Here is a 21,667-nt window from a genome sequence, read left to right on the forward strand (position 1 = left end):
AGACAAGCTATATGGTCGGCCCAGTCTTTCCGTTCTGGAAAAGACTGCCGTTGGGACTAACTGCAAAATGCAGCTGTTTACCTGACCGAATTTACGTTGGGTTAGGTTCGATTTGCGATAACGTACCACTTCTGGTTTTGTTGCTTCGGCAAATTGCGAGGGGGGAGCTGTGATCCGATGATGCGATTTTTACTCGCCGCTATCGTGCTTTGTCTTGCAACTTTCAACAGCCAGGCGAGCGCGAACGAATGCAAGAAAATCATCGCCTCCGCTCACCCGAACTATCCCCCCTATCATTGGCGTGAGGGCAATGAAATTGTCGGTGCGAGCGTCGATCTCAACAGGCTTGTGTTTCAGGAAATAGGGGTCGAATTCGCAGCCGTCTATTCCGGTCCCTGGAAACGGGTTCTGGCGACGGCCGAGAGCAACATGATCGACTTCGTCATGTCGCTGAAACGCACGTCCGAGCGCGAGGCCTTTCTTCGATTCACGGACTATCCAGCCTTTCCCAATCCCTTTACGGCGTTCACGCTTGTTGAGAACTCCTTCGATCTGGAACGTTGGAGCGATTTGAAAGCGCTCAAGGGAAGCAAGAATGCAGGAGATCGCTACGGACAACCTCTCGACAGTTATGTTCTTGAAATCCTGAAACTACCGGACAATGACTCTCTTGAAGACAATGTAAACCGGCTGATGCTCGACCGGCTCGATTACATCATTCATGGCCGGTATGTCGGACAGGCACATTTCGGAATTATCGAGGGTGGGGAAAAAATCGTTCCGCTGGAAAAGGATATTATCGGCGGGTTCATCCATAGCGGATTCTCTCTTGGCTCGAGCTGCGCCGTCCATCTGGAATATCTCAATCGGCGCTATCTTGAACTGTTTGGCGATGGAACCGCGGAAAGACTGCTCGAGGTGAACATCGAAAGGTGGGTAGCCTTCAATCACCGGCAGAAGGCCGGGGAGGAAAACACCCGCCGTCAGAATTGAAATCCGGACATGCTTGTTAACCGGCGGCAGATGCCGGAAGGGCGCATCGGCCAGAAAGCTTCCGCAACGATCAAGTGGCAGCCTGCGCTGGCGCGGAGCAACTTGTCCTAAATCGTCGCCCGCCTCCCTTTAATCTTCGTCCAGCATGAGAATTCCGCGGCCGCCATTGGTTGCAAGGTTCATGATCAGTTCAAGCTGCCTTTCGGTTACCTCGGGGAGATCCTGTGCAAGAAACTTGGAGGTGCTCATTTGCTTTGCAGGAACGTCGGAGGCCAGCATCACACGAGAGGCGAAGTAGCTTTTCTTAGGGTGCTTACGAAGGATGATACCCTTGAAGCGATTTTCGGACATGCCTGTCTTCATCACCATGAAAAACGGGTTTTCCTTGTCTTTTTCTATCCCGATGAAGACAAGGAAGGAATTGAACTGCATCACCCGTCCTGAAATGACACTGTCATGAGCCTCGTTCAGATCCTGGCTTGAATCGACGCGATATCGTATTTCGAAGCAGAGGTAGGAGCTGGAGCCATCGTCGCGAAAGGTCAGGCTGCCAACCGCCAGCCGAGGATCCTTGGCATGAAGCTCCGAAGAGTTTTTTGCGTATCGGTAGATGTGGCCGCCCTTTTGAAATTTGCGTTTCAGACGCGCGAGCGCGCTGCTGCCCTGTGCGGCATGCGGCGCCAAAAAGCTCTCCAAACTCACAGTATTCGGCGTCTCTTCGATGCCCAAGTCCGAACCGATGTCCGGGAAAACGTCTGCGACCAGTGGACGTATATAAGTGTCGATCTCGTGTAACCGTGTGTAGTTCCTTGTTTGGGCGTCCTGCGCGATCAGGCGCTGGTGGAGTTTTTTCGTATAGGCCGCGTAGACTGCGGCGGACATTGATCTCTTGCTTTCCGCATTTGAATGCGAGCTTTTGGATATCGGTCCGTTCGAAGAGTCTACATAATCGCTGTATGAGATTCCAAATTTGCTCTTGGCATAATTAAGTAGGCTTAACAGCTTTAAGATGTCGGAATCGTTCGGTTCTTTGTGATATCCAGAAAACTCATTGTTTATTGGCATCTAAAAATGTCTCCGAGAGGGGTAACTCTAATTAATTCAGAATAAGTGCCGCTGACGACAAGGCAACGAATCGTATTGATAGGGACCCCTTTTTTTCCGGATTCTTATTTTTGCTTTCCAGTTTTCCTTTGCTGCCAGCGTTCTGCAAACCCAGGATGTTTGAAGAACTCTGGAGACGGGAGGCTTCAAATGTTTAGGTCGATTGTTTGTTACGCAATGGTGCTGTGGTTGTTCAGTGCGCTATCGGCGCCAGCCTTTGGCCGCAGTCTGTTTAACGCGTGGGAAGTCGGGTCGCTTGACCAGATTGATGCCTACACAGCAACCATGCTCTCTGACCTTAAGAAATTCGAGCAGGCTTGGCGCATTACGCTGCATCACCGCAAGATGAAGGCCAATCATGACCATTTTGACCAAACAAAGTTGGCCGTGTGTCGGCTGTCGTTTCGATGGATCAATACCCAGCGTGCCATGCTCGAGGCGCGGAAGCGTCAGAAAACGGTGTACCGCCTGACGGTTCCGCCATCGGTTGACGGGCTCCGCGAGGCGACAAAGAAGGCGTTCGATCTCGCAAACGAATATGTTGATCGCCCAAAGGACTGCAAGGCGCTGACGATCCAGGACTATCAGAGGTTCGTCGAAGCAACGCGCAATCTGCGGGAGATTAGAAACCGGCTCGGGAAGATCTCGAAGAGGCAGCGGAAAACGGCTTGGTCGACGACCTTGTCAGTTGAGCTGAGCCCACTTCCCTTAAAACTGGAAGTCGTTGAGGGGTCGATCAAACTGAAGTTCACAAAAAACATTGGTCCATTGAAGTTTGATCTGCAAACTGGCCCCAAACTTCAGCGCTACAGCTCCTCCAGCGGATTGAAGTACCTGGTTGTCAGAACGCCAGATAAGAGAGCTCGTGTTTTTTTCGTTGCCGGAATGAATCTGGAATTCGCTCTGCCGGCGTCTGTTGTCAATGTCTCAGGAGAAACGCTGACGATCACGTGTTCGCAGGCTTGTCTTTCAGAGCTCAACCGGTCGATCTAGCTGGCTTGAATGACTGACGGATTGTTCCAAAAGGCGATTAGAGAGGCTGAAATCGAATGGCGGACAAAAGTTCCGCCATTCCGACAGCAAGATACCTTCTTAAACATTGGATGCCGACCATGATGTTCTGAGGCTCCAGCAGAGCAATGACACTGGCTGCGTTTTTTGATCGATTGAGACGAACAGGTCGGCTTTACTCAGACCTTGTTTCAGATCGGTGAATCCCTCACGGTTCCGTTCGGTTTTGTCGCGATGTGTCGTCTTAAGTCCGCCAGCCGAGCAGGTGCCGCTCAACCGCACCGATCAGCGCGCTGACCAGAACCCCCAGCAGGGACAGGATCACGACACCTGCGAACAGGCGCTCCAGATCATAGAGAGACCCGGCCTCCAGGATATAGGCTCCGATCCCGTATTCGGCTCCCAGCATTTCGGCGGCCACCAGCAGGATGATCGCAATGGCAAGGCTGATGCGAAGGCCCGACAGAATGCCGGGCATGGCGCCCGGCAGCACGATCTTGCGCACGATGGACCACCAGGACAGGCCGAAGCTCTGGCCCATACGAATGAGGGTCCGGTCAACATTGTCTACCGCGCCATAGGTCGCCACGACCGTGGGCGTGAAAGTGCCGAAAGCGATCAGCGCGTATTTCGAACCTTCACCGATCCCGAACCAGATAACAAAGAGCGGCAGCAGTGCGATCTTGGGGATCGGGAAAATCGCCGCGACCAGCGGCACCATGCCTGACCGGATATAGGAGAACAGGCCGATCAGCACCCCGACGCTGATGCCGATGCTGACACCGATCGCCGCGCCGACGATCAGTCGCGACAGCGAGGGGCCCAGATGTTTGAACAGAAGTCCACTTTCGTAGAGCTCCACCAGCGTCTCCAGCACGTCTGAGGGTCTCGGCAACGTGAGCGCCGAAATCCAGCCCGCGCGTGTTCCCCATTCCGCGATCAGGATCAGGCCGACAAAGACGGCGAACCCCACCCAGCGATGCGGTTTCGGTGCGAAACCGCCACCGCGAAAAGCGACGGCGTTTCGAGTGACGGTGTCATCAGACATGGATCAACTCCGCATCGGCCGCACGGGCTTCATCGCGCATCAGCTGCCAGAGATGTTTCTGCGCAGTCTCCAGATCGGCATCGCCGAACTCGCGACCGGCAAGGGGCTTGTCGATGGTCACGATCTCGCGGATCTGACCCGGACGGCGCGACAGAACAACCACCTGATGCCCAAGCCGAACCGCTTCTGCCAGGTTGTGGGTGACATAAACCGCCGTGAACGGCTGACGGGTCCACAGATCCACGAGATCATCCATCAACAGTTCGCGGGTCTGGCTGTCGAGTGCGGACAAGGGCTCGTCCATGAGCAGGACAGCCGGATTGACCGCCAGTGCCCGGGCGATGGCCACACGTTGTTTCATACCGCCGGACAGCTGTTTCGGCAGGGCCCCGGCAAAGTCGGTCAGTTTCGTGCGCGCCAGCACATCGTCGATGATGCTTCGGGCCCTGTCTCCCTTGATGCCATGATCCTCAAGCACCAGCGAAATGTTGCCGGAGACAGTTCTCCAGGGCAGCAAGGCAAAGTCCTGAAAGATATAGGTCAACGGGTTCAGGCAGCCTTCCGGCGGGTCGCCGAGTTGCAGGACCTGCCCGGACATGGGCCGTTCCAGCCCGCCGATGAAGCGCAACAGCGTGGACTTGCCACAGCCCGACGGGCCAACGATGCAGGCGATCTGCCCGCTGGGTATATCCAGCGAGATGTCTCGCAGCACGTCAAAGGAATCATAGGAATGGCTGATGCCATCCAGTCGAATGTCCATGGGGGTCTCGCAGCAAGAAGCAGGACCGAATACCTCCGGTCCTGCTCCGAAAGGGTCAGCCTTCGATGATGTCCACGTAGGATCCGTCGACGACCTGGTCGATCGTGATATCCGCATCGACCAGCCCCTCGGACTGGAACCAGGCGAGCTGGTCCTTGATCGAGGCGAGGTTGAGCGCCGCGCCCTTGTTGAGCCGCATGGTTCCGTTGATGATCGAAGGTGCCGCCTTTTCCCGCGGGCGATCCGTGTAGACATATTTGTGGATCAGGTCGACCATCGCGTCCTGGTCCGCCGTCTTGTCGATCATCGCGGCGGTGTAGTCGTCAACACCCTTGGAATAGGCTGACAGGTAGCGCTCGGTCAGGTCGCGTTCATTCGCGGCATTCTCGGCTGATGTAAAGACCGTGGTCACCTGGTAGTTCGGCAGGTAGTCGGAGACACTGCCGATGATGTGCACGGCACCGGAGCCGGCGAGCGGCTTGGCGATATGCGGCACGATGGACCAGCCGTCGACCTGACCGGACTTCATTGCGCCGATGATGGCGCCCACCTTCTGCAGCGGCGTGAAGGACATGTCGATACCTTCGGCCGCGGCCATTTTGGAGCCCATGTAATGGAAGGACGAGCCGGCCTGGGTGACTGCGAATTTCTTGCCGTCCAGGTCCTTCGGTGTTTTCACGCCGGCCTGGAAGGCAGCGTCGGCGGCCAGGAACTTCTGGCCGTCGATGCCGGCTTCTTCGCTAAGACCGCCGCCGATCACCTTGATCGCCCCTTTCTGCGCCAGGCTGATCAGGCCACCGGAGACCGCGGTCAACGCAAAGTCGACATCGCCCGAGGCAATCGCGACGGCCATGGGCTGTGCCGCCTGGAAAAACTCGAACTCGACGTCGAGACCGGCCTCGTCGAAATAGCCGCGCTCGAAGGCGACGAAGTTGCCGGCATGGGACGTAAAACGCAGAGCCCCGACCTTGATCTTCTTGTTTTGAGCAAGCGCAGGCGTGGCAAGGCCTGTTGCAGCCAGCGTTCCGCCCATCAGGGCGAGTGCCTTGCGGCGGTTGAGTTCGGTCATGATTCCCTCCCTATGATTTTTCCGTCGTTTTCAGGTCTGCCTTGATGTCGTCCTGCAGCAAGCTGAGTGCCATGGCCTCGTCTTTTCTCAGCACCGCGTCGAGCAGGGCCTTCTGGCGGGTCCGACGAGACGGCCAGTCCAGTTTGCCTTCGCGCAACTGCGCCAATCGGAACCGGCGGCTCTGATCAAAGAACTTGCGCTGCAGATCGATCAGCCGCGGGCTTGCGCAGGCTTCGATCAGGACAGCGGCAAAGGCGCCACAGGCCTTGTCCCATTCCAGCGCTGTCAGGTCGTCCGGATTTTCCGTCACCTGCTGTTCCGCCTTTTGCAAGGCGTGATGCGCCGCAATCACGCGCCCTTCCCAGGCAACATCTCCGATTGCGATCGCGCGCGAAAGCGCAACCGTTTCGATCTGCAGGCGCACCAGTTGAATGTCGCAAAGGTCGTCCTCCGTGGCCGACGTCACACGGAAGCCACGCTGTGCAGTGGCTTCGACAAGGCCCTCGGAGGACAGGATCCGCAAGGTCTCGCGCATGGAATGGTTTGAGCCGCCATAGCGCGTGCGAAGTTCATTGATTTTCAGCTTCTGGTCGGGCAGCAGCTTTCCGAACGCGATGTCCTTGCGCAGGGCGGAGGCAAGCAGTTCCACGATCGTGTTGTCTTCAGACGATTTACCCGAGAACAGCATTGCGTCCATCTATCCCAAAAAGTTGGATATTTTTCGTATTAATACATAATTCTGTCAATCTCTAATCAAGTGAACACGCCCTTGAGGCCGCCGAGCAGCACCCAGGTCACAGGCATCGGGGCCTCGCAGTCTTCGGAGGCAGCGAGACTTCACCGGACTTCGGTGGGCCCGAAAGATTTGGACCCGGCAATTGCCGTCAAAGCGGCAAAGCCGGTGTTTCCTGAAACCCGAGATGGAGCGCGTTGCCTTCGTAAGGATGCGCTCTGGCGACCTCTTCGTTGAGCTCGTGGCCCAGACCCGGTTCGGTTGACGGGATGACATAGCCGTCTTCCCAACGGATCGGTGTTGTCAGCAGGTCGGCATAAAACCCGTCAAAGGTGCGGATCGATTCCAGAACCAGGAAATTCGGACTGCAGGTGGCCAGCTGGATGTTTGCCAGAGCGACCAGCGGCCCGCAGTAAAGATGCGGGGCGACCTGGGCCGAATGACACTCGGCCATGGCGGCGATCTTCTTGGCCTCCAGAAGACCGCCGACCCGGCCGAGGTTCATCTGCAAGATGCTTGCAGCCCCGGTCTCCAGCACGCGCGCAAATTCGTACTTCGTACAAAGCCGTTCTCCGGTCGCAACCGGGATGGACGTAAAACGCGCGACGTTTGCCATGTCCTCCGGGCTTTCCGGCGGGATGGGCTCCTCGAACCAGAGCGGGTCATAGGCTTCCAGCCGGCGGGCGAGGCGCCTGGCACCTGAAACGGTGAACTGGCCATGGGTGCCGAACAGCAGGTCCGCCTTGGTGCCGACCGCGCTGCGGATCTCACGGCAGAAGGCTTCCGAGCGCTCCAGGTCTTCCAGGCTCGGCTGGTGGCCATCATAGATCGTGTAAGCCCCGGCCGGATCGAATTTGACGGCGGTGAACCCCTGCTTCACAGCCTTTGCGGCTGCTTCGGCTGCCATTCCCGCGTCGTTATAGACATTGGGTTTGTCCGGGTCCGGGTAAACATCGCCATCAGCCGGATAGAGATAGGTGTAGGACCGCAGTCGCTCATGCACCTTGCCACCCAGAAGTTCGTATGCCGGTTTGCCGGCGGCCTTGCCGATAATGTCCCAGCAGGCCATTTCCAGGCCTGACAGCACGCCCATGACAGAGACATCCGGGCGCTGAGTGTATCCGGCGCCATAGCTCTTGTGCCAGAGCTTCTCGATGTGATGCGGGTCTTCACCGGCAAACTGGCGATGAAACACGTCCTTTGCCATCTCGGCGACCAGATGCGGACCGAACGTGGCATTGTAGATTTCGCCGTAACCTTTGATGCCACAGGTGGTGACCAGCTTGACAAAGATGAAATAGCGGCCGCCATGCCGGGGAGGCGGGTTGCCGACGACAAAGGTCTCGATATGGTCGAGTTTCATGGAAATCCCGTTAGCTGGCGTTGCTGATCGTGATCGATTTCACCTTGGTATAGGCGTCGAGCCCTTCCCAGCCCTTTTCTCGGCCATAACCGGATTTCTTGTTGCCGCCGAAGGGCAGTTCAAGTCCGCCGGCCCAATAGTCGTTGATCGACACCTGACCGCAATCCATGGCACCGGCAACCCGCATGGCCCGGCCGACATCATTGGTATAGACGCTGGCAATCAGCCCGAACTCCGTGCCGTTGGCAAGGCGGATCGCTTCTTCTTCGGTCTCGAAAGTCTGAACGGATAGCACCGGCCCGAAAATCTCTTCCTGGACAGCCGGATCGTTCGGGGCGAGGTCGGCGATGATAGTCGGCTGGAAGAACCAGCCCTTGCCGGTGTCGGCGTCACCCGTGACATCCCCACCGGTCAGGATATTGGCGCCGCGGGCCTTGGCGGCATCGACATGGGCCTTGATGCGAGACAGATGCAGCTCTGAATTGATCGCGCCCATGTCCGGGGCGCTCAGGCCGTGGCCGGTTCTGATTTTCTTGGCCTGTTCGGCCAGGATCGCCAGCACGTCGTCACGCAGGGACTTGTGCAGGATGAGGCGGGAGCCGGCCGAGCAGATCTGCCCGGAATTGGAGAAGATTGCCCAATAGGCGCCATCGGCCACTTTTTCCGGATCGGCATCTGCAAAGGCAATCAGCGGCGACTTGCCACCGAGTTCCAGCGTCAGCCGCGTGACATTGGGAGCCGCCATCTGGGCAACATTGATACCGGTGGTGACCGAACCGGTGAAGGTCAGCTGCTTGATGCGTGGATCGCGCGCCATCTTGGCGCCGACATCCGATCCGAGCCCCGTTACCACGTTGACCAGCCCGTCCGGTACGCCGGCTTCGGCAAGCAGTTCCGCCATGACAAGAGCGGTGAAAGGGGTTGTCTCGGCCGGCTTGGCAACCACCGAGCAGCCGGCGGCAAGCGCAGGGGCAACACCGCGCGCGAAGGTCGAGGTGGGATAGTTCCAGGGAATGATGTGTCCCGTAACGCCGACCGGTTCGCGCATCGTGAAGGCGGTATAGGCGGGACCGAGATTGACGGACCGGCCGTCCAGCTTGTCGGCAGCACCGGCATAGTATTCGAACAAGCGCGCCGAAGACTGCACGTCGCCCTGGGCTTCGGCCAGGGTCTTGCCGCTGTCGATTACTTCGATCACCGAGAGGCGGTCGGCATTTTCCCTGAAGAGCCGGGCGACATTGTTGAGGATCCGGCAGCGCTCGCCGGGCGTCACCTGGCGCCAGTGACTGGCGGCTTTTTCCGCCGCATCGATGGCCCGGTCCATGTCCGTGTCGTCGCCAAGAGAAAATTCGGCGAAGGCCTCGGCACGGCCGGGATCGAAACTTTCCATCTTGCTATTGGAGGCTGCGGTTGCCTTGCCGCCGATGAAATGGCCATCGGGCAGGGCGTCCAGCTTGCCGGTGGAAAGATACGTTTGTGCGATGTCCTGGACTGTCATCAGTGAACCCGTTGCTGATCTTCTAGAATGAGGTCGGCCCCCTTGAGGGCCAGCATCATGGTCGGGGCATTTGTGTTGCCCGACGTGATATTGGGAAAGGCGGAGGCATCAACCACGCGCAGCCGGTCGACACCATGGACCTTGAGGCGGCTGTTGACCACCGTGCTGTTCCGGTTTTCGCCCATGCGGCAGGTCGAGACCGGGTGGAACACCGTTGAGGCACGGGTTCGGAAATCCGCCAGCAGGGCCTCGTCGTCAAGCTGCGGCAGATGAGGCGCTTCCGATTGCTCGACCAGCGCACGGAGGGCCCTGCTCGCCATCAACCGCTGACAGAGACGCCCACCGGCAATCACGGTCGCGCGGTCCTCCTCGGTTGCGAGGGAATTCGGCTGGATCCTGGGCGCTGCTGCCGGATCAGCACTGACGATGTCGACGCGTCCGCGGCTGGTCGGGCGTGCCGGCTGGGCGCAGATGATGAAGCCGTTGAACGGGTCGATGGTCAGCTGGTTCGAGTTCCCCCTTGGCAGGAGCCGGTAGCTGATCGGATTGAAATAGAGCTGCTGGTCCGGCCGGCTCAGCTTGCCATTCGAGCGCAGAAAGCCGCCGCATTGATTGACCGAAAGCGACAGCGGTCCTTTTCGCGTCAGTGCATATTGTGCGGCTGCCAACGCCCTGCCCACCAGAGGCCGCAGCACGGCATTCAGTGTCGGTTCGTTCGCCCTGAAAGTGAAGTTCGCGGCCAGGTGATCCTGGAGGTGGCCGCCGACATTGTCGTTCTCGTGGAGAACCGGAATGCCCAGATCGGAAAGAAGATGTCCCGGACCGATCCCGGAGAGTTGCAGCAGTTGTGGCGAGCCGATCGCGCCGGCCGACAGGATCACTTCGCGGCCTGCCATCAGCGTTTCACCACCAAGAAGCTCGACACCTATGGCTGTTTTGCCTTCAAACAGGATCCGGCGAACCTGAGCCCTGGTGCGCACGACCAGATTTGGCCGTGTCTTCGCGGGGTGCAGGAACGCCCTTGCGGAGGAACAGCGGCGGCCGTTCTGCGTGTTGATCTGGTAGATGCCGCCGCCTTCGGGCTGCTCGCCGTTGAAGTCATCGGTCCAGGGCAAGCCGACTTCGCGTATGGCATCGCGAAAGTGCCGGTTCACCGGGTGCACCTGGTCCGTCACGTTCTGGATGTGAATGGGGCCTTTCCCCTGCTTTTCACCGACGGGCGACACTCGTGTTTCCAGGCGTTCGAAGGCCCGTTTGACAGTGGGCCAGTCCCAGCCTTCGGCACCGGAGGCAGCCCAGTCGTCGAAGTCTCCCGGCAGACCGCGGCAATAGACCATGGCGTTGATGGAACCGGACCCGCCCAGGAGGCGTCCACGCGGCCAGGAGACACGGCGCCCGCCAAGGCCTTCATCCGGCTCCGTCATGAAGCGCCAGGTGCGCTTCGGGTCGGAATTCAACTTGCCATAGCCGAGCGGTAGAGAAACCCAGGGCGAGGCATCGGATCCGCCCGCCTCCAGGAGGAGGACACGTGTCTGCGGGTCGGCGCTCAGACGCTCCGCCAGGATGCAGCCGGCCGAGCCGGCGCCCACGATGATGAAATCGGCCTTGTCCATGTCGCAACACAGTCAGATTGCAGGTTCGCATTGATTGTGAAGGCGGTGCCGAAATTGGTGAAACGAAAAATGATTTGGTATAGCATTGAAAAATTTTGAAGGAATGCGCTGACATCAAAGGACAGAGTCGAATGACGCTTTGCCTGAACTGGCTGGTCTTTCCTGGAAAAAAAGGTGGTCTGAATGGCCTATAACCTGCCACCGCTTGGCTGGCTTCGTGCCTTTGAGGCGTCCGCCCGGCTGGGCAATTTCACCCGCGCGGCGGAAGAACTGCTGATCACGCCGGCAGCCGTCAGCTATCAGGTGCGCCAGCTGGAGCAGCAGCTGGGCTATCCCCTGTTTGACAGGGTACACCGGGAACTTGTGCTGACCCGACTGGGCCAGACCTATCTGCCGACAGTCGAAAAGGCCTTCTCCGATCTCTCGATTGCGACGGTTTCCGTATTCGGTGAACGTGCGCGCCAACCGGTCCGCTTTCGCTGCCTCAACAGCTTCGGTCAGCTCTGGATGATCCCCCGGATCAGCGCGTTTCAGAAGGTGCACCCGGGCATCGATCTGCAGATGATTTCCGCTTCCTGGGCGGAGACCCTCAGTCCGGAACTGTTCGAGATCGATATCCGCTTCGGTGACGGCAGCTGGACGGACGGTGCCGTTGAATTCCTCTTGAACGATCCGGTGATACCGGTCTGTCATCCGGACCTCGCCTTGCCGGCCGGCACGCGGGATGTCGTAGCACTTGCCGAAGCGCCACGGCTGGACATCATGGGCGTGATCGACACCTGGGAAAGTTTTTTTCGCGATTTCGGCCAGGCCGTGCCGACGCGAAACGGACTGCAGGTGGACCAGACCCTGTCAGCTCTGGAACTGGCAGCGTTAGGCCATGGGCATGCATTGGTCCTGGAAACACTCGCCCGACCCTATCTCGACAGCGGCCGGCTGATCCGTTCAACGACAAGACAGATAAAGAGCCGGCACAGCTATTATCTCGTTACCAACGGGCCTCGCCAGGCCCTCGGTCCGGACGCACAACTGTTCTGCGACTGGTTAATCCGGGAACTTGGAGGCAGGTAGAACCTGGCAACCGATCCACCGAGACGGACATATGGCCCGCCGCAGGATGGGATACGCCAGTCACTCAACTGAAAACCGGAACTCGAACAGCCGCTCTATCGGGTCGAGCGCCTTTGGGTCGCGGTAGCGGTTGAGGTCCAGCAATCCGGCTTCCACGGCGTTCTGGCCATTGAGCGACGTCTGAACGCGGTCATAGACCTGCCAGAAATCCTTGTGGGTGCGCCGGATGCCGTAAGTCGACACCAGTTTGAGATAATCACCCTGGGTTTTGACCTGGCCAAGCACCGCGACAAAGTCGGCAAGCTGGTCCGCCTGCAGCCGGAAGAAAAAATTCGGATAGCTGCTGATCTGTCCGCGAACAGTGGTGACGCTGTCCCGCTCCGGCTGCCGGCGCAGGCTCTCGTTGAAGAGGAAGGCAACATTGGCATGGGCTTCGTCGTGGATCAGTGAAAAAATCTCGTCGCCCTGATCTGTCTCCACCAGGACAATGGCTATATCGGGAAGGAACTTCGCAAAGGGCGCGGGCGTTGCGCTCAGCGGCCGGAGCTGGCTGGCAAGGGAACCGGGCGGGGCGCAAGCGTCACCCGTGCAGCGATTGATCGGGTCGGCGACCGGCCAGAGGGCTGGTTCGGTTTCAATAAGGGTCTGCAGAAATTCTGCTTTCGGGGCCTGGCTCCTGAACTCGATACCGGTCGGCGACGACGTGTCGATGCCGCTTTCCTTCCAGAGGTCGACAAGATTGACCAACGGCCCCTGGTACCAGCTGTCATGCAGCGGCTGACGCCGGTTCGGCGGCAGGAAGGACAGGAAGATCCGTTCGCCTTCCCGGCGCAGGCTGTCCATGTAGAGCCGCGTGGTCAGCTGATGTTCGACATTACCGAACACATCGAAACCGGCAACCAGATTGTAGTAGATGCGTTCAAACAACGGGAAATCGATCACCCAGGCCGTTTCCGGCACGGTTCCGGTAAATCCTGTCGTGACAGAGGCGGATGAGAAGTTCCGGTAGATGGTCAGACGTGCATCGACATTCGCACCGTCGCCGTCCCAGATATCCGAATACTCAGGTCCGCCCTGGGTGAGGTACTTGCGGGCATAGCGCGCCTGGCGAAATTCCTGGTACTTGACCGGGCCAAGTTGCAGGAAGCTTTTGAGACGTTCGGTGACCTTGCCGTCTGATCGGGCGACCGGCAGTTCCAGGATCGGAATGGCCGCTTCCAGAAACTCCGGGTCGGTCACGGAAAGATCCGCATCCGGCTCCAGAAAGGACACCCAGAACCGGTCCTCGATCACATTGACGGCCACCTGGCCATAGCAGACGGGGCCGCGAATGAACGAACGCACAAAATAAAGTGCGTCATCGAGCAGGTACCGGTAGCGGCTGCGGGCCGGGATGGCCCTGAAGGTGGAAAGCGGATTGCCGCCGGCCGCCGTGGAATAGGGCGGCAGCTTGTCCAGTGTCCAGTTCTCTGACAGGAACAGCGCCCGGTAGCGGTCAAGCCGCTTCGGCCCGATCTCGTAGACCATGTGTTCCTTGTGCAGGATGGTGCCGTCAAGCGGGACAAGACGATAGTGGAAATGCTCGCCCGGGTCGTCGAAGGGGCGCCGCGTGGCGATTTCGTCCGGCGGACTGCTGGGTGCGCCGCGCGACCTGATCAGGCGGAAGAAGCGGCGGGGATGATCCCCTTCGAGATGAAGATGGGCCAGGAACAAGTGCTCATAGATGTATCGAGCAACCAGCTGCTGTTTGAGCGTTTTGTCATTCAGAAAGCGTTCAATGGCCTGGATCTGCTCCCGGATCTGGGGCGGCAGGTCAGGAGCGGCTGCCGGTGCCGGAGTGCCGTCCGCTGCCCAAGCAAGGAGACGCTCGTATTCGCTATCCGGCAGCGGCGCCATGGCAAAGGGCATGCCGCCGGTGGGGTGGTCGTCCAGATAGTCGGAAATTCCGTTTTCTGCCGGGCAGGCATTTTTGCGCAGGGACCTGATGTCGAGGTCATCCGGCAAGGGCGCCCCAAGCGTGAAGGGCGCGTTGCGTCCCGCCCGCAGCAGCTGCTCCAGAACAGATGGCCCGTCAGACTGGTCTGTGACCGGGAAGAAGCCCTTCTGGCGCCACTCGGGCACGGTCTTTGCGTCAATACCGAGCCGCGTCATCGGGGCATCGTCGAGCCGGGTGGATTCATAGACTTTCTGCTTGCTGGCACCACGCAGCCAGCCGTCCGGCGAGGACAATTTCAGCTGGCATGGCGCGTCGTAACAGCCGTGGCAGACAACGCAGCGCTTGTTCAGCACATCCTGAATGGCAGGGGCGGATGGCTGCTGCGCCGAGGCAATGCCACCGAGCCACACGACAAATGTCAGCAAAGCCGCCAGGCAAGTTGCGGATATCTGAAGAGGTGGCCGACAGAACGGGAGAATGATCGGCACGCGTTTGAACACCGCCATGAAGCGTCAGCCTTCGTCCTCTTCCATTCTCGGCCGGGTTTCCCGGTCCGGATGTTCAGGCCCCTTGTAGGCAAAAAGATAGGCCCAGCCGGCATATCCGGTAATGGCGCCCATGATGATGGTCCAGGTCGAATTTCCGAGGGAGTACTCCATCCCCGTCCAGCCCGCGCAGAAAGCGACCAGAAGAATTCTGCGCCAAAGCGGATCAAACCAGGGGTGCTCAACGGGTCCAAACACAGTTTTGCCTTCCTTATGCATCATCTGGGCGTCGGCAGGTGCATGTCATGTGACGCTGCGATAGCCTCAAGAGCTTGCAATAGCACACAAAACCTGGCCGCGTTGGACTGATTACACCTTGAAACCAGCCGCTGAACAAGTGATTGTGAGCTTCCTATCCTGGTCGCCACCAATCATGCTGAAAAAGGAGCCGTGGAGCCGACATGCTGAGTGCGCTTGATCTCCTGACAGCTAATGACACTCCCGGTCAACACGCCCCTTCCTATTATGCTGCGACGGCCAGCCGGACAACGGCGCATCCGCCGCTCGAAGGCCCGCGCAGTTGCAGTGTCTGTGTCGTTGGCGGCGGCTATACCGGATTGTCCGCGGCCCTGCATCTGGCCGAGCGCGGGCTGGATGTCATCCTGCTGGAGGCAAACCGGATCGGCTGGGGGGCATCGGGACGCAATGGCGGACAGGTCGGCTCCGGTCAGCGGGTCGAGCAGACGGTGCTGGAAGAGCGTCACGGAAAGTCGCACGCCAGGCTGCTCTGGGACCTGGCAGAGGAATCCAAGGCGCTGGTCAGGAGGCTGATTGCCAGGCATCAGATCGACTGCGACTACACGCCCGGCATTCTGCATGCCGATCACCGCAAGAGTTTTGTCGAGGAAAGCCGCGACTATGTCGAACATCTGCGGCTGGTCTACGGATATCAGGACATCCGCTTTGTCGATGGCGAGGAGATCGGCAACCAGGTGGGCAGCCCGCGCTATTACGGCGGTTCGCTGGATATGGGCGCAGGCCATCTGCACCCGCTCAACTTTGCACTTGGCCTTGGACAGGCTGCCGAAGCGGCCGGTGCCAAACTGTTCGAGGAGACGAGGGTCACCGGCATCGAAGGCAAGGGCGCGGCGCGGATCACGGTCAGGACGGAACGCGGAGAAGTGCGCGCCGATCATCTGATCCTGGCCTGCAACGGTTATCTCGGCCGGCTCGACCGCGAGACGGCGGCCCATGTCATGCCGATCAACAATTTCATCGTGGCGACGGAGCCTTTTTCCGAAGACCAGGCCAAAAGGATCATCCCGAACAATGTTGCCGTGGCCGACAGCAAGTTCGTGATCAACTATTTCCGCCTGTCCGCCGACCGGCGCCTGCTCTTCGGCGGTGGCGAGAATTACGGCTATCATTTCCCTGAGGACATCAAGTCCTTCGTGCGTTCCCCCATGCTGGAGATCTTCCCGCAGCTCGAGGACGTTGCAATTGACTATGGCTGGGGCGGCACGCTGGCGATCACCCCCAAACGCATGCCCTATTTTGCGCGGCTGGCTCCCAACATGCTGACGGCAACGGGTTATTCCGGGCACGGGGTTGCCATGGCCACCCTGGGCGGCCAGATCCTGGCCGAGGCGGTCGCGGGCACCTCCGGGCGTTTTGACGTCTTCGAGAAGCTCGACATTCCGGCCTTTCCAGGAGGCGACAAATTGCGTTTCCCGCTCCTGGTTCTGGCCATGACCTGGTTTTCCTTGCGCGACAGGCTGGGGATCTGAGGTGTTACAGACCCGCACTGAGCCGCTCAAAACCATCGGCAGCTATTGGGAAGCGAGTGTTCCGCCCCAGAAGCAGGACCGGCAGCTGATCGGCAATGCCGTGTTCGAAGTCGCCGTCATAGGCGCCGGATATGCCGGGCTGAGTGCAGCACTCAAGCTGGCCCAGTCCGGCATTTCGGTCTGTGTTCTGGAGGCCGAACATGTCGGGTATGGGGCTTCGGGCCGCAATGGCGGCTTTTGCTGCCTGGGGGGCACAACACTCGATGAACGTCAGCTGATCCGGAAGTTCGGCCTTGAGGAAGCCCGCAAATTCGTTGCCTATCAGGTGGCGGGCATCAATCTGGTTGAACAGAGGCTGACCGAGTGGCAGTGCGATGCCGGTCGCCATTCTCAAGGTGAAATGTATCTGGCCCACCGAACAAAGGACATGGCGTCTTTGGGCGCCCACGCGACGTTCTTGAAGGAAAATTTCGGTATCAAGGCCCGATTGCTGTCGAAAGAGGACCTGTCGGCCGAGGGCTACGGCGGCCCTGGCTTCCATGGCGGTTTGCACCTGCCCTACGGCTTCGCCCTGAACCCCATGGCCTATGTGCAAGCTCTTTCCAGCGAGGTACGCCGGGCGGGGGGCAAGATTTTTGGCAAGTCTCCGGTGACCGGTCTGACGCGAGACGGTGACCGCTGGCACCTGGAAACCGAGCACGGCTTTGTCCGTGCGCGAAAGGTTGTTCTCGCCGGCAATGGTTATACACGTGAGGACACGCCGAAATGGCTGCACGGCAGAACCCTGCCGGTGATGTCTTCGATCAGGGTGACGCGGCCCCTGAGCGATGCGGAGCTTGAGGCTCAAGGCTGGACAGCGGACACGATGTCGGCCGACACGCGCATCCTCCTGCATTACTTCAGGCTCCTGCCGGACCGGCGTTTCCTGTTCGGCACGCGGGGCGGCATCTTTGAGAATACGCCGGCGCTGGCTGCGATGGAAAAACGGACCGATGCGGATTTCAAGAACATGTTTCCGGCCTGGTCTGAGGTTGAAACGGAGTACAGCTGGTATGGCCATGTGTGCCTGGCCAGAAATCTGACGCCGTTTGTAGGGGAGGTGCCAGGCCTGAAAGGTGTCTTTGCCGCAATGGGCTGGCATGGCAGCGGCATTGCCATGGCTTCGATTTCCGGGGAGAAAGTCGCCGGTCTGATCATGGGAAAATTAGAGCAATCGGAGTTGCCGGTTCCGCTGCAACGCCCCTTTGCCAGGTTCCCGGTACCGGCCTTGCGCAAACTGTATTTGCAGGGCGCCTACTGGTGGTACGGCTGGAAGGATCGCTGATACGGCGGCTCAAGGTGTTGTTCGAGCCGCCGTACCGCTGATTATTTCACCGTGATGACGTATTTGTCGACCACGTTCCGGATCTTGGCGGAACCGGAGACATACATGTCCATCGTGAAACCGACCTTGAAAACGTCTTCACCCTTGTAGCCTTTGTTGGGCTTGTAGATCACAAGGGTGCCCTTGACCGTTTTACCGGCGCAGCGACCCTCCTGAAGCTTGCCGCTGACCTGCTTGAAGCTGACCTTGCCATGTTTCGGTGCCACTCTGACCTTCATCTTGGGAGGTGCACCTGTGAGGCACCCCGGAAGAGTCGTTGCTCTGGAGCCGACAACCGTTGATTTGTTGCGCGGGACAGATTCACGAAACGTATCGGCGAAGGACAAGGATGAAAGGCACAAAAGAAACAAACCAGCTAAGAAAATACGCATTTTTTACTCCTAGTATTTCTAACAGGGTGTCCTTAGAGCCAGACTCTCGGATTGACAATCAGATCGAGACCTTGCACCGGCAGCAGTTGATTGGGTGTTGCGGTTTTGCCGCATGCCGAAAGGCATTGCGCCGCAAGGGCAAGTCTGGTTTTTGAGAGCCGCATGAGTTCCAAGCAAGAAGCCACCAGCCGATGACGCAAAAAATCCAGATCCGTCCCGCAGAAGGCCGAGACCTCGAAGCTGTATATTCTATTTGTCTCAAGACTGGCGATGCCGGCCGTGACGCCACCGCTCTTTACCGGGATCCGAAGCTTGTTGGTCATATCTATGCAGCGCCCTATGTCGCGCTTGACGGGGCCGTCAGTCATGTTGCCGAAGATGACCTGGGCGTGTTGGGCTATGCGGTCGGGGCGACGGACACAAGAGCCTTCGAGCAACGCCTTGAACGGGACTGGTGGCCGGCTCTGAGGTTGCAATATCCTGAAGGTGCGGATGGTGCCGTCGGAGAAATGCAGGACGCCCTGAGGATCAGATCCATTCACCATCCTGTTCCGGCACCGGACGACGTCGTCTGCCGCTTTCCGGCGCATATTCACATGAACCTTCTGCCACGCGCGCGGGGCAAGGGTGTCGGCTCAAGGCTGCTGGAGGCCTGGCTGGCGGAGGCGCGGTCTCAGAGTGCAACGGCGGTGCATGCAGGGGTCAGCGCGGTTAACAAGGCAGGCCTCGCCTTCTGGACGGCGAGAGGCTTCGAGCCGGTCCTGGAAGCGCCTGAAAGCGGCAGTCGCGGCACGATCTGGTGCGGACGGCAGGTTTGACCGAAGAGCCCTTGTTTTACATCAAGGCGGGCCGGGATTGGTTCCACCACCATTGCGCGTGGAAAAGGAGGACGTCATGCCAGCCAAATCCAAGCAGGAATTGCTGACGGTCACGCATGCCGAGTTTGAAAAGCTGCAAACCGTCCTGAATGAGCTACCGGCCATGTTGCGGCTGGAAAAGGATGACGAGGACACGTCCCCGAAAGATATCGTCGGGCACCGGGCGCACTGGATCCAGCTGTTCCTGGGCTGGTACCAGGACGGGCAGGCGGGCAGGGAGGTCCATTTCCCTGCAAAGGGTTACAAGTGGAACGAGCTCAAGCGGTACAATGCCGACCTGCGGCAGAACCAGGCGGGACTTTCCTGGCAGGCCGCACGATCGCTTCTGGACACCGGTCATGCCGAGCTTGTCGCGCTGATTGAAAGTCTCAGCGAGGAAGAGCTTTACGGCGGAGCGATGAAGGGCGCCAACAACAACTGGACCCCGGGCCGTTGGGCAGAGGCGGCTGGTCCAAGCCACTATCGTTCGGCCGGGAAGTATCTTCGGCAGAGAAGCAGAGCTTTCAAGGCAGCCCGGCCGGAAACCGCTGCCTGACGACACCTTCCGGCAAAAATTCGTCCGGCCTAACCTGCCCGCTTGACCACGGCGACATTCACCTCGCGCCAGATGTCAAATCCGAGTTTCCGATAAAGCGCAATCGCGCCGTGATTGTCGGCATAGGCATGCAGGAAGGGCGTGTCTCCCTGCGACCTGATATGGGAGGCGACGTGACATGACAGGACCGACGCAAGACCCTGGCCACGGAAGTCGGGATGACAGCAAATGCCGCTCAGTTCGGTGTAACCGGTCAGGTTCAGCCGCGTTCCCGCCATGGCAGCAAGCCGTCCATCCACTTTCACGCCCCAGAAAGGGCCAAGCTCCGGTGTGCGGGACGTGAAGGGGCCGGGTTTGGTGAGGGTGGCCAAGGCAACCATCTCGGGAATGTCGGCGCTGGTGAGCCGCGCGATCTCGGCGGGAGCCGTCTTGTCTGCAATTGGCCCGGTCTCTGTCATCAGCACACCCGTGGCGGTTGTTTCGGCAGCAAGAGTGTCCGGCAACTCGATCTCATCGGCCTGGAGCAGGTAGACGTGATCCTCACCCGGAGCGATCAGTTGCGCCAGCGCGTCGAGCGCTTCGCCGCTGTTGTCCTTTGTGGAAGCGAAAGGGGAAACAGCTGGATCGAACCGGCAGGCCAGCGGCCCTCCCATAACGAACTTCCGCTGTCGGGTGGTCAACGCAGACCAGACAACCCGGTCGAGCAAAGGGACGGAGGTGTCAGGCATTGTTTCGACTTTCCTTCAATTCATAATGCTGTGCGGTCTGGTCCCACCGTTTCAGCACGCTCTGTGCAGCTTCCGGCACGTAGCACTTTTGATAGTCGGCGCCCTGAAAGGCGATGATGTTGTCGAGGGACCGGAAACTCATGATGGTGACGAATTCGACTTCGTCGTCCAGCTCCCGGCGAAGCACTTCGATCCCCAGGTAACCGGGAATTGCCTTAGCCTCGATGCCTGGAATGACCTGTGTGGTCAGCACGTCGAAATACCGGTCCGCGTTTTCATGCGTCGTCCACCCATGCCACAAGCGCTTGATCATTCGGGCTTCTCCCTTCCTGGCGAGAGGCTTTCCCAGGCTGGCAGGGGGGCGTCGCTCCGGTCTGCCCCGAGCGGTTTCCGGTCAAGCGCCTTTTCCAGCTGATCAAGCTGTTGCAGCAATGGACCATCGAGGTCCACGCAGGCCTGTGCAACAGCAATGGAGACGGCCGGCCACAGGGTCGCCTTCAAGTGCAAAACCAGTTGCTCACCGTTCTCGGTCAGGGCAATGCGACTGACCCTGCGGTCCTCCTTCAGGGGGACCGCCCTGACCAGCCCGTCGGCCTTCATCTTGTTGATCATGCGCGTGACACCCGGCTGGCTCTGGCCGAGCGCTTTTGCCAGCTCGCCGATGCTCAGGGAGCCCTGACGGTCGAGCGCTGCCAGCACCGGGTTGTGCGGCGTCGGCAGGCTGGTGCCGGCAAGCTCCGAAGCCAGTTCCTGGGTCTGCATCTGCAGCTTCTCTCCGATCCGTTTCAGCCGGCTGCCGAGCGTGGCATAGCCAAGAACGCGAACAACATCTTCCGTCATGATCGCCTCAAAAAATAACAAGTTATATAACTATGCATGAAAAGCCCTGTCAATTGGAGCTGGACAGAGTCTGGAGAATCAATATAACTAATTGGTTATGGAACAAGTTGGTTATGAAAATGCGCCAGCCAGTCTCGATGCGGTGTTTTCAGCCCTGTCGGACCCGACACGCAGGGCGATCCTGACGCGGCTGGCCAGTGGTGACGCGTCGGTGAACGAGTTGGCGGCTCCGTTTGAAATGAGCCAGCCCGCTGTTTCGAAGCATCTGAAAGTGCTGGAGAAAGCCGGGCTGATCACACGTGGAACGGACCGTCAGCGCCGGCCAGCCCGGCTGAATGCGGCGCCGATGCAGGACGCTATCGCCTGGCTTGAAGAATTCAGCCGGTTCTGGGCCTCGAGCTTTGACCAGCTCGACGCATTGCTTGAAGAATTGAAATCAGTGGATCGTTAGGGAGTAGGC

General features: G+C 59.1%; 22 protein-coding genes. 8 read left to right on the forward strand and 14 right to left on the reverse strand.

All coding sequences use genetic code 11. The features are described from left to right. The first annotated feature begins 177 nt into the window (after window positions 1-177). Entirely contained in the window at window positions 178-993 is an 816-nt protein-coding gene (locus ACO6TG_RS22320) for a substrate-binding periplasmic protein (RefSeq protein WP_422375204.1), read from the forward strand. A gap of 129 nt (window positions 994-1,122) precedes the next feature. Here ACO6TG_RS22320 and ACO6TG_RS22325 read toward each other — a convergent pair whose 3' ends face one another. Next, window positions 1,123-1,875 (reverse strand): hypothetical protein, encoded by a 753-nt coding sequence (locus tag ACO6TG_RS22325; RefSeq protein ID WP_422375205.1) that lies wholly within the window; start codon window positions 1,873-1,875, stop codon window positions 1,123-1,125. 372 nt (window positions 1,876-2,247) lie between these two features. Between ACO6TG_RS22325 and ACO6TG_RS22330 the strand changes: the two genes are divergently transcribed. After that, entirely contained in the window at window positions 2,248-3,090 is an 843-nt protein-coding gene (locus ACO6TG_RS22330; protein ID WP_422375206.1) for a hypothetical protein, read from the forward strand. A 262-nt stretch (window positions 3,091-3,352) separates the two neighbouring features. Here ACO6TG_RS22330 and ACO6TG_RS22335 read toward each other — a convergent pair whose 3' ends face one another. From ACO6TG_RS22335 to ACO6TG_RS22365, 7 genes are all read right to left on the reverse strand, one after another. Beyond that, window positions 3,353-4,156 carry an ABC transporter permease gene (locus ACO6TG_RS22335; protein ID WP_422375207.1) on the reverse strand — a complete coding sequence of 268 codons (804 nt, stop codon included), beginning with the start codon at window positions 4,154-4,156 and terminating at the stop codon, window positions 3,353-3,355. Next, window positions 4,149-4,916 (reverse strand): ABC transporter ATP-binding protein, encoded by a 768-nt coding sequence (locus tag ACO6TG_RS22340; protein WP_422375208.1) that lies wholly within the window; start codon window positions 4,914-4,916, stop codon window positions 4,149-4,151. The genes ACO6TG_RS22335 and ACO6TG_RS22340 overlap by 8 nt, the downstream gene beginning before the upstream one ends. A gap of 55 nt (window positions 4,917-4,971) precedes the next feature. Next, entirely contained in the window at window positions 4,972-5,988 is a 1,017-nt protein-coding gene (locus tag ACO6TG_RS22345) for an ABC transporter substrate-binding protein (protein WP_422378935.1), read from the reverse strand. A gap of 7 nt (window positions 5,989-5,995) precedes the next feature. Further along, window positions 5,996-6,682 carry a GntR family transcriptional regulator gene (locus ACO6TG_RS22350; RefSeq protein ID WP_422375209.1) on the reverse strand — a complete coding sequence of 229 codons (687 nt, stop codon included), beginning with the start codon at window positions 6,680-6,682 and terminating at the stop codon, window positions 5,996-5,998. 187 nt (window positions 6,683-6,869) lie between these two features. Next, window positions 6,870-8,081 carry a mandelate racemase/muconate lactonizing enzyme family protein gene (locus ACO6TG_RS22355; protein ID WP_422375210.1) on the reverse strand — a complete coding sequence of 404 codons (1,212 nt, stop codon included), beginning with the start codon at window positions 8,079-8,081 and terminating at the stop codon, window positions 6,870-6,872. A gap of 10 nt (window positions 8,082-8,091) precedes the next feature. After that, window positions 8,092-9,579, reverse strand: a complete 1,488-nt coding sequence (locus tag ACO6TG_RS22360; RefSeq protein ID WP_422375211.1) for an aldehyde dehydrogenase family protein — start codon at window positions 9,577-9,579, stop codon at window positions 8,092-8,094. Continuing rightward, window positions 9,579-11,192, reverse strand: a complete 1,614-nt coding sequence (locus tag ACO6TG_RS22365) for a GMC family oxidoreductase (protein ID WP_422375212.1) — start codon at window positions 11,190-11,192, stop codon at window positions 9,579-9,581. The genes ACO6TG_RS22360 and ACO6TG_RS22365 overlap by 1 nt, the downstream gene beginning before the upstream one ends. Window positions 11,193-11,375: 183 nt before the next feature. Between ACO6TG_RS22365 and ACO6TG_RS22370 the strand changes: the two genes are divergently transcribed. Continuing rightward, window positions 11,376-12,263, forward strand: a complete 888-nt coding sequence (locus tag ACO6TG_RS22370) for a LysR family transcriptional regulator (RefSeq protein ID WP_422375213.1) — start codon at window positions 11,376-11,378, stop codon at window positions 12,261-12,263. A gap of 60 nt (window positions 12,264-12,323) precedes the next feature. Here ACO6TG_RS22370 and ACO6TG_RS22375 read toward each other — a convergent pair whose 3' ends face one another. Together ACO6TG_RS22375 and ACO6TG_RS22380 are read right to left on the reverse strand one after the other, a co-directional pair. Further along, window positions 12,324-14,705 carry a fatty acid cis/trans isomerase gene (locus ACO6TG_RS22375; RefSeq protein ID WP_422375214.1) on the reverse strand — a complete coding sequence of 794 codons (2,382 nt, stop codon included), beginning with the start codon at window positions 14,703-14,705 and terminating at the stop codon, window positions 12,324-12,326. 6 nt (window positions 14,706-14,711) lie between these two features. After that, window positions 14,712-14,942, reverse strand: a complete 231-nt coding sequence (locus ACO6TG_RS22380; protein ID WP_208988391.1) for a hypothetical protein — start codon at window positions 14,940-14,942, stop codon at window positions 14,712-14,714. Window positions 14,943-15,145: 203 nt separating this feature from the next. Between ACO6TG_RS22380 and ACO6TG_RS22385 the strand changes: the two genes are divergently transcribed. Together ACO6TG_RS22385 and ACO6TG_RS22390 are read left to right on the forward strand one after the other, a co-directional pair. Continuing rightward, window positions 15,146-16,471: an FAD-binding oxidoreductase gene (locus ACO6TG_RS22385; protein WP_422375215.1), complete on the forward strand. Its 1,326-nt coding sequence runs from the start codon at window positions 15,146-15,148 to the stop codon at window positions 16,469-16,471. Between the two features lies 1 nt (window position 16,472). Further along, window positions 16,473-17,795: an NAD(P)/FAD-dependent oxidoreductase gene (locus tag ACO6TG_RS22390; protein ID WP_422375216.1), complete on the forward strand. Its 1,323-nt coding sequence runs from the start codon at window positions 16,473-16,475 to the stop codon at window positions 17,793-17,795. A gap of 41 nt (window positions 17,796-17,836) precedes the next feature. Here the strand turns inward: ACO6TG_RS22390 and ACO6TG_RS22395 are convergent, their stop codons facing one another. After that, window positions 17,837-18,061, reverse strand: coding sequence for a hypothetical protein (locus tag ACO6TG_RS22395; RefSeq protein WP_422375217.1), 225 nt, complete (start codon window positions 18,059-18,061; stop codon window positions 17,837-17,839). Window positions 18,062-18,417: 356 nt separating this feature from the next. On the opposite strand from ACO6TG_RS22395, the gene ACO6TG_RS22400 reads away from it, so the two are divergent. Continuing rightward, window positions 18,418-19,044 carry a GNAT family N-acetyltransferase gene (locus ACO6TG_RS22400; protein ID WP_422375218.1) on the forward strand — a complete coding sequence of 209 codons (627 nt, stop codon included), beginning with the start codon at window positions 18,418-18,420 and terminating at the stop codon, window positions 19,042-19,044. A 76-nt stretch (window positions 19,045-19,120) separates the two neighbouring features. Then, entirely contained in the window at window positions 19,121-19,639 is a 519-nt protein-coding gene (locus ACO6TG_RS22405) for a ClbS/DfsB family four-helix bundle protein (RefSeq protein WP_422375219.1), read from the forward strand. A gap of 29 nt (window positions 19,640-19,668) precedes the next feature. Here ACO6TG_RS22405 and ACO6TG_RS22410 read toward each other — a convergent pair whose 3' ends face one another. The 3 genes from ACO6TG_RS22410 to ACO6TG_RS22420 are packed head-to-tail and all read right to left on the reverse strand — an operon-like array spanning window position 19,669 to window position 21,207. Beyond that, entirely contained in the window at window positions 19,669-20,367 is a 699-nt protein-coding gene (locus ACO6TG_RS22410; protein WP_422375220.1) for a GNAT family N-acetyltransferase, read from the reverse strand. Further along, on the reverse strand, window positions 20,360-20,680 hold the full coding sequence (locus ACO6TG_RS22415) for an antibiotic biosynthesis monooxygenase (RefSeq protein WP_422375221.1): 321 nt from the start codon (window positions 20,678-20,680) through the stop codon (window positions 20,360-20,362). The genes ACO6TG_RS22410 and ACO6TG_RS22415 overlap by 8 nt, the downstream gene beginning before the upstream one ends. Further along, window positions 20,677-21,207, reverse strand: coding sequence for a MarR family winged helix-turn-helix transcriptional regulator (locus ACO6TG_RS22420; protein WP_422375222.1), 531 nt, complete (start codon window positions 21,205-21,207; stop codon window positions 20,677-20,679). Before ACO6TG_RS22420 ends, ACO6TG_RS22415 begins: the two co-directional genes overlap by 4 nt. Window positions 21,208-21,304: 97 nt before the next feature. On the opposite strand from ACO6TG_RS22420, the gene ACO6TG_RS22425 reads away from it, so the two are divergent. Further along, window positions 21,305-21,658: an ArsR/SmtB family transcription factor gene (locus ACO6TG_RS22425; RefSeq protein WP_422375223.1), complete on the forward strand. Its 354-nt coding sequence runs from the start codon at window positions 21,305-21,307 to the stop codon at window positions 21,656-21,658. Window positions 21,659-21,667 lie beyond the last annotated feature (9 nt).

The sequence above is a fragment of the Roseibium sp. genome (assembly GCF_965233565.1).
Lineage (GTDB): Bacteria > Pseudomonadota > Alphaproteobacteria > Rhizobiales > Stappiaceae > Roseibium.

What these genes read in the sequence shown, in the direction of transcription:
- ACO6TG_RS22325 (WP_422375205.1), bottom strand. Translation starts at nt 1,875, where the DNA reads ATGTCCGCCGCAGTCTACGCGGCCTATACGAAAAAACTCCACCAGCGC.
- ACO6TG_RS22385 (WP_422375215.1), top strand. Translation starts at nt 15,146, where the DNA reads ATGCTGAGTGCGCTTGATCTCCTGACAGCTAATGACACTCCCGGTCAA.
- ACO6TG_RS22335 (WP_422375207.1), bottom strand. Translation starts at nt 4,156, where the DNA reads ATGTCTGATGACACCGTCACTCGAAACGCCGTCGCTTTTCGCGGTGGC.
- ACO6TG_RS22425 (WP_422375223.1), top strand. Translation starts at nt 21,305, where the DNA reads ATGGAACAAGTTGGTTATGAAAATGCGCCAGCCAGTCTCGATGCGGTG.
- ACO6TG_RS22420 (WP_422375222.1), bottom strand. Translation starts at nt 21,207, where the DNA reads ATGACGGAAGATGTTGTTCGCGTTCTTGGCTATGCCACGCTCGGCAGC.
- ACO6TG_RS22320 (WP_422375204.1), top strand. Translation starts at nt 178, where the DNA reads ATGATGCGATTTTTACTCGCCGCTATCGTGCTTTGTCTTGCAACTTTC.
- ACO6TG_RS22340 (WP_422375208.1), bottom strand. Translation starts at nt 4,916, where the DNA reads ATGGACATTCGACTGGATGGCATCAGCCATTCCTATGATTCCTTTGAC.
- ACO6TG_RS22370 (WP_422375213.1), top strand. Translation starts at nt 11,376, where the DNA reads ATGGCCTATAACCTGCCACCGCTTGGCTGGCTTCGTGCCTTTGAGGCG.
- ACO6TG_RS22330 (WP_422375206.1), top strand. Translation starts at nt 2,248, where the DNA reads ATGTTTAGGTCGATTGTTTGTTACGCAATGGTGCTGTGGTTGTTCAGT.
- ACO6TG_RS22405 (WP_422375219.1), top strand. Translation starts at nt 19,121, where the DNA reads ATGCCAGCCAAATCCAAGCAGGAATTGCTGACGGTCACGCATGCCGAG.
- ACO6TG_RS22415 (WP_422375221.1), bottom strand. Translation starts at nt 20,680, where the DNA reads ATGATCAAGCGCTTGTGGCATGGGTGGACGACGCATGAAAACGCGGAC.
- ACO6TG_RS22400 (WP_422375218.1), top strand. Translation starts at nt 18,418, where the DNA reads ATGACGCAAAAAATCCAGATCCGTCCCGCAGAAGGCCGAGACCTCGAA.
- ACO6TG_RS22365 (WP_422375212.1), bottom strand. Translation starts at nt 11,192, where the DNA reads ATGGACAAGGCCGATTTCATCATCGTGGGCGCCGGCTCGGCCGGCTGC.
- ACO6TG_RS22350 (WP_422375209.1), bottom strand. Translation starts at nt 6,682, where the DNA reads ATGGACGCAATGCTGTTCTCGGGTAAATCGTCTGAAGACAACACGATC.
- ACO6TG_RS22375 (WP_422375214.1), bottom strand. Translation starts at nt 14,705, where the DNA reads ATGGCGGTGTTCAAACGCGTGCCGATCATTCTCCCGTTCTGTCGGCCA.
- ACO6TG_RS22360 (WP_422375211.1), bottom strand. Translation starts at nt 9,579, where the DNA reads ATGACAGTCCAGGACATCGCACAAACGTATCTTTCCACCGGCAAGCTG.
- ACO6TG_RS22410 (WP_422375220.1), bottom strand. Translation starts at nt 20,367, where the DNA reads ATGCCTGACACCTCCGTCCCTTTGCTCGACCGGGTTGTCTGGTCTGCG.
- ACO6TG_RS22355 (WP_422375210.1), bottom strand. Translation starts at nt 8,081, where the DNA reads ATGAAACTCGACCATATCGAGACCTTTGTCGTCGGCAACCCGCCTCCC.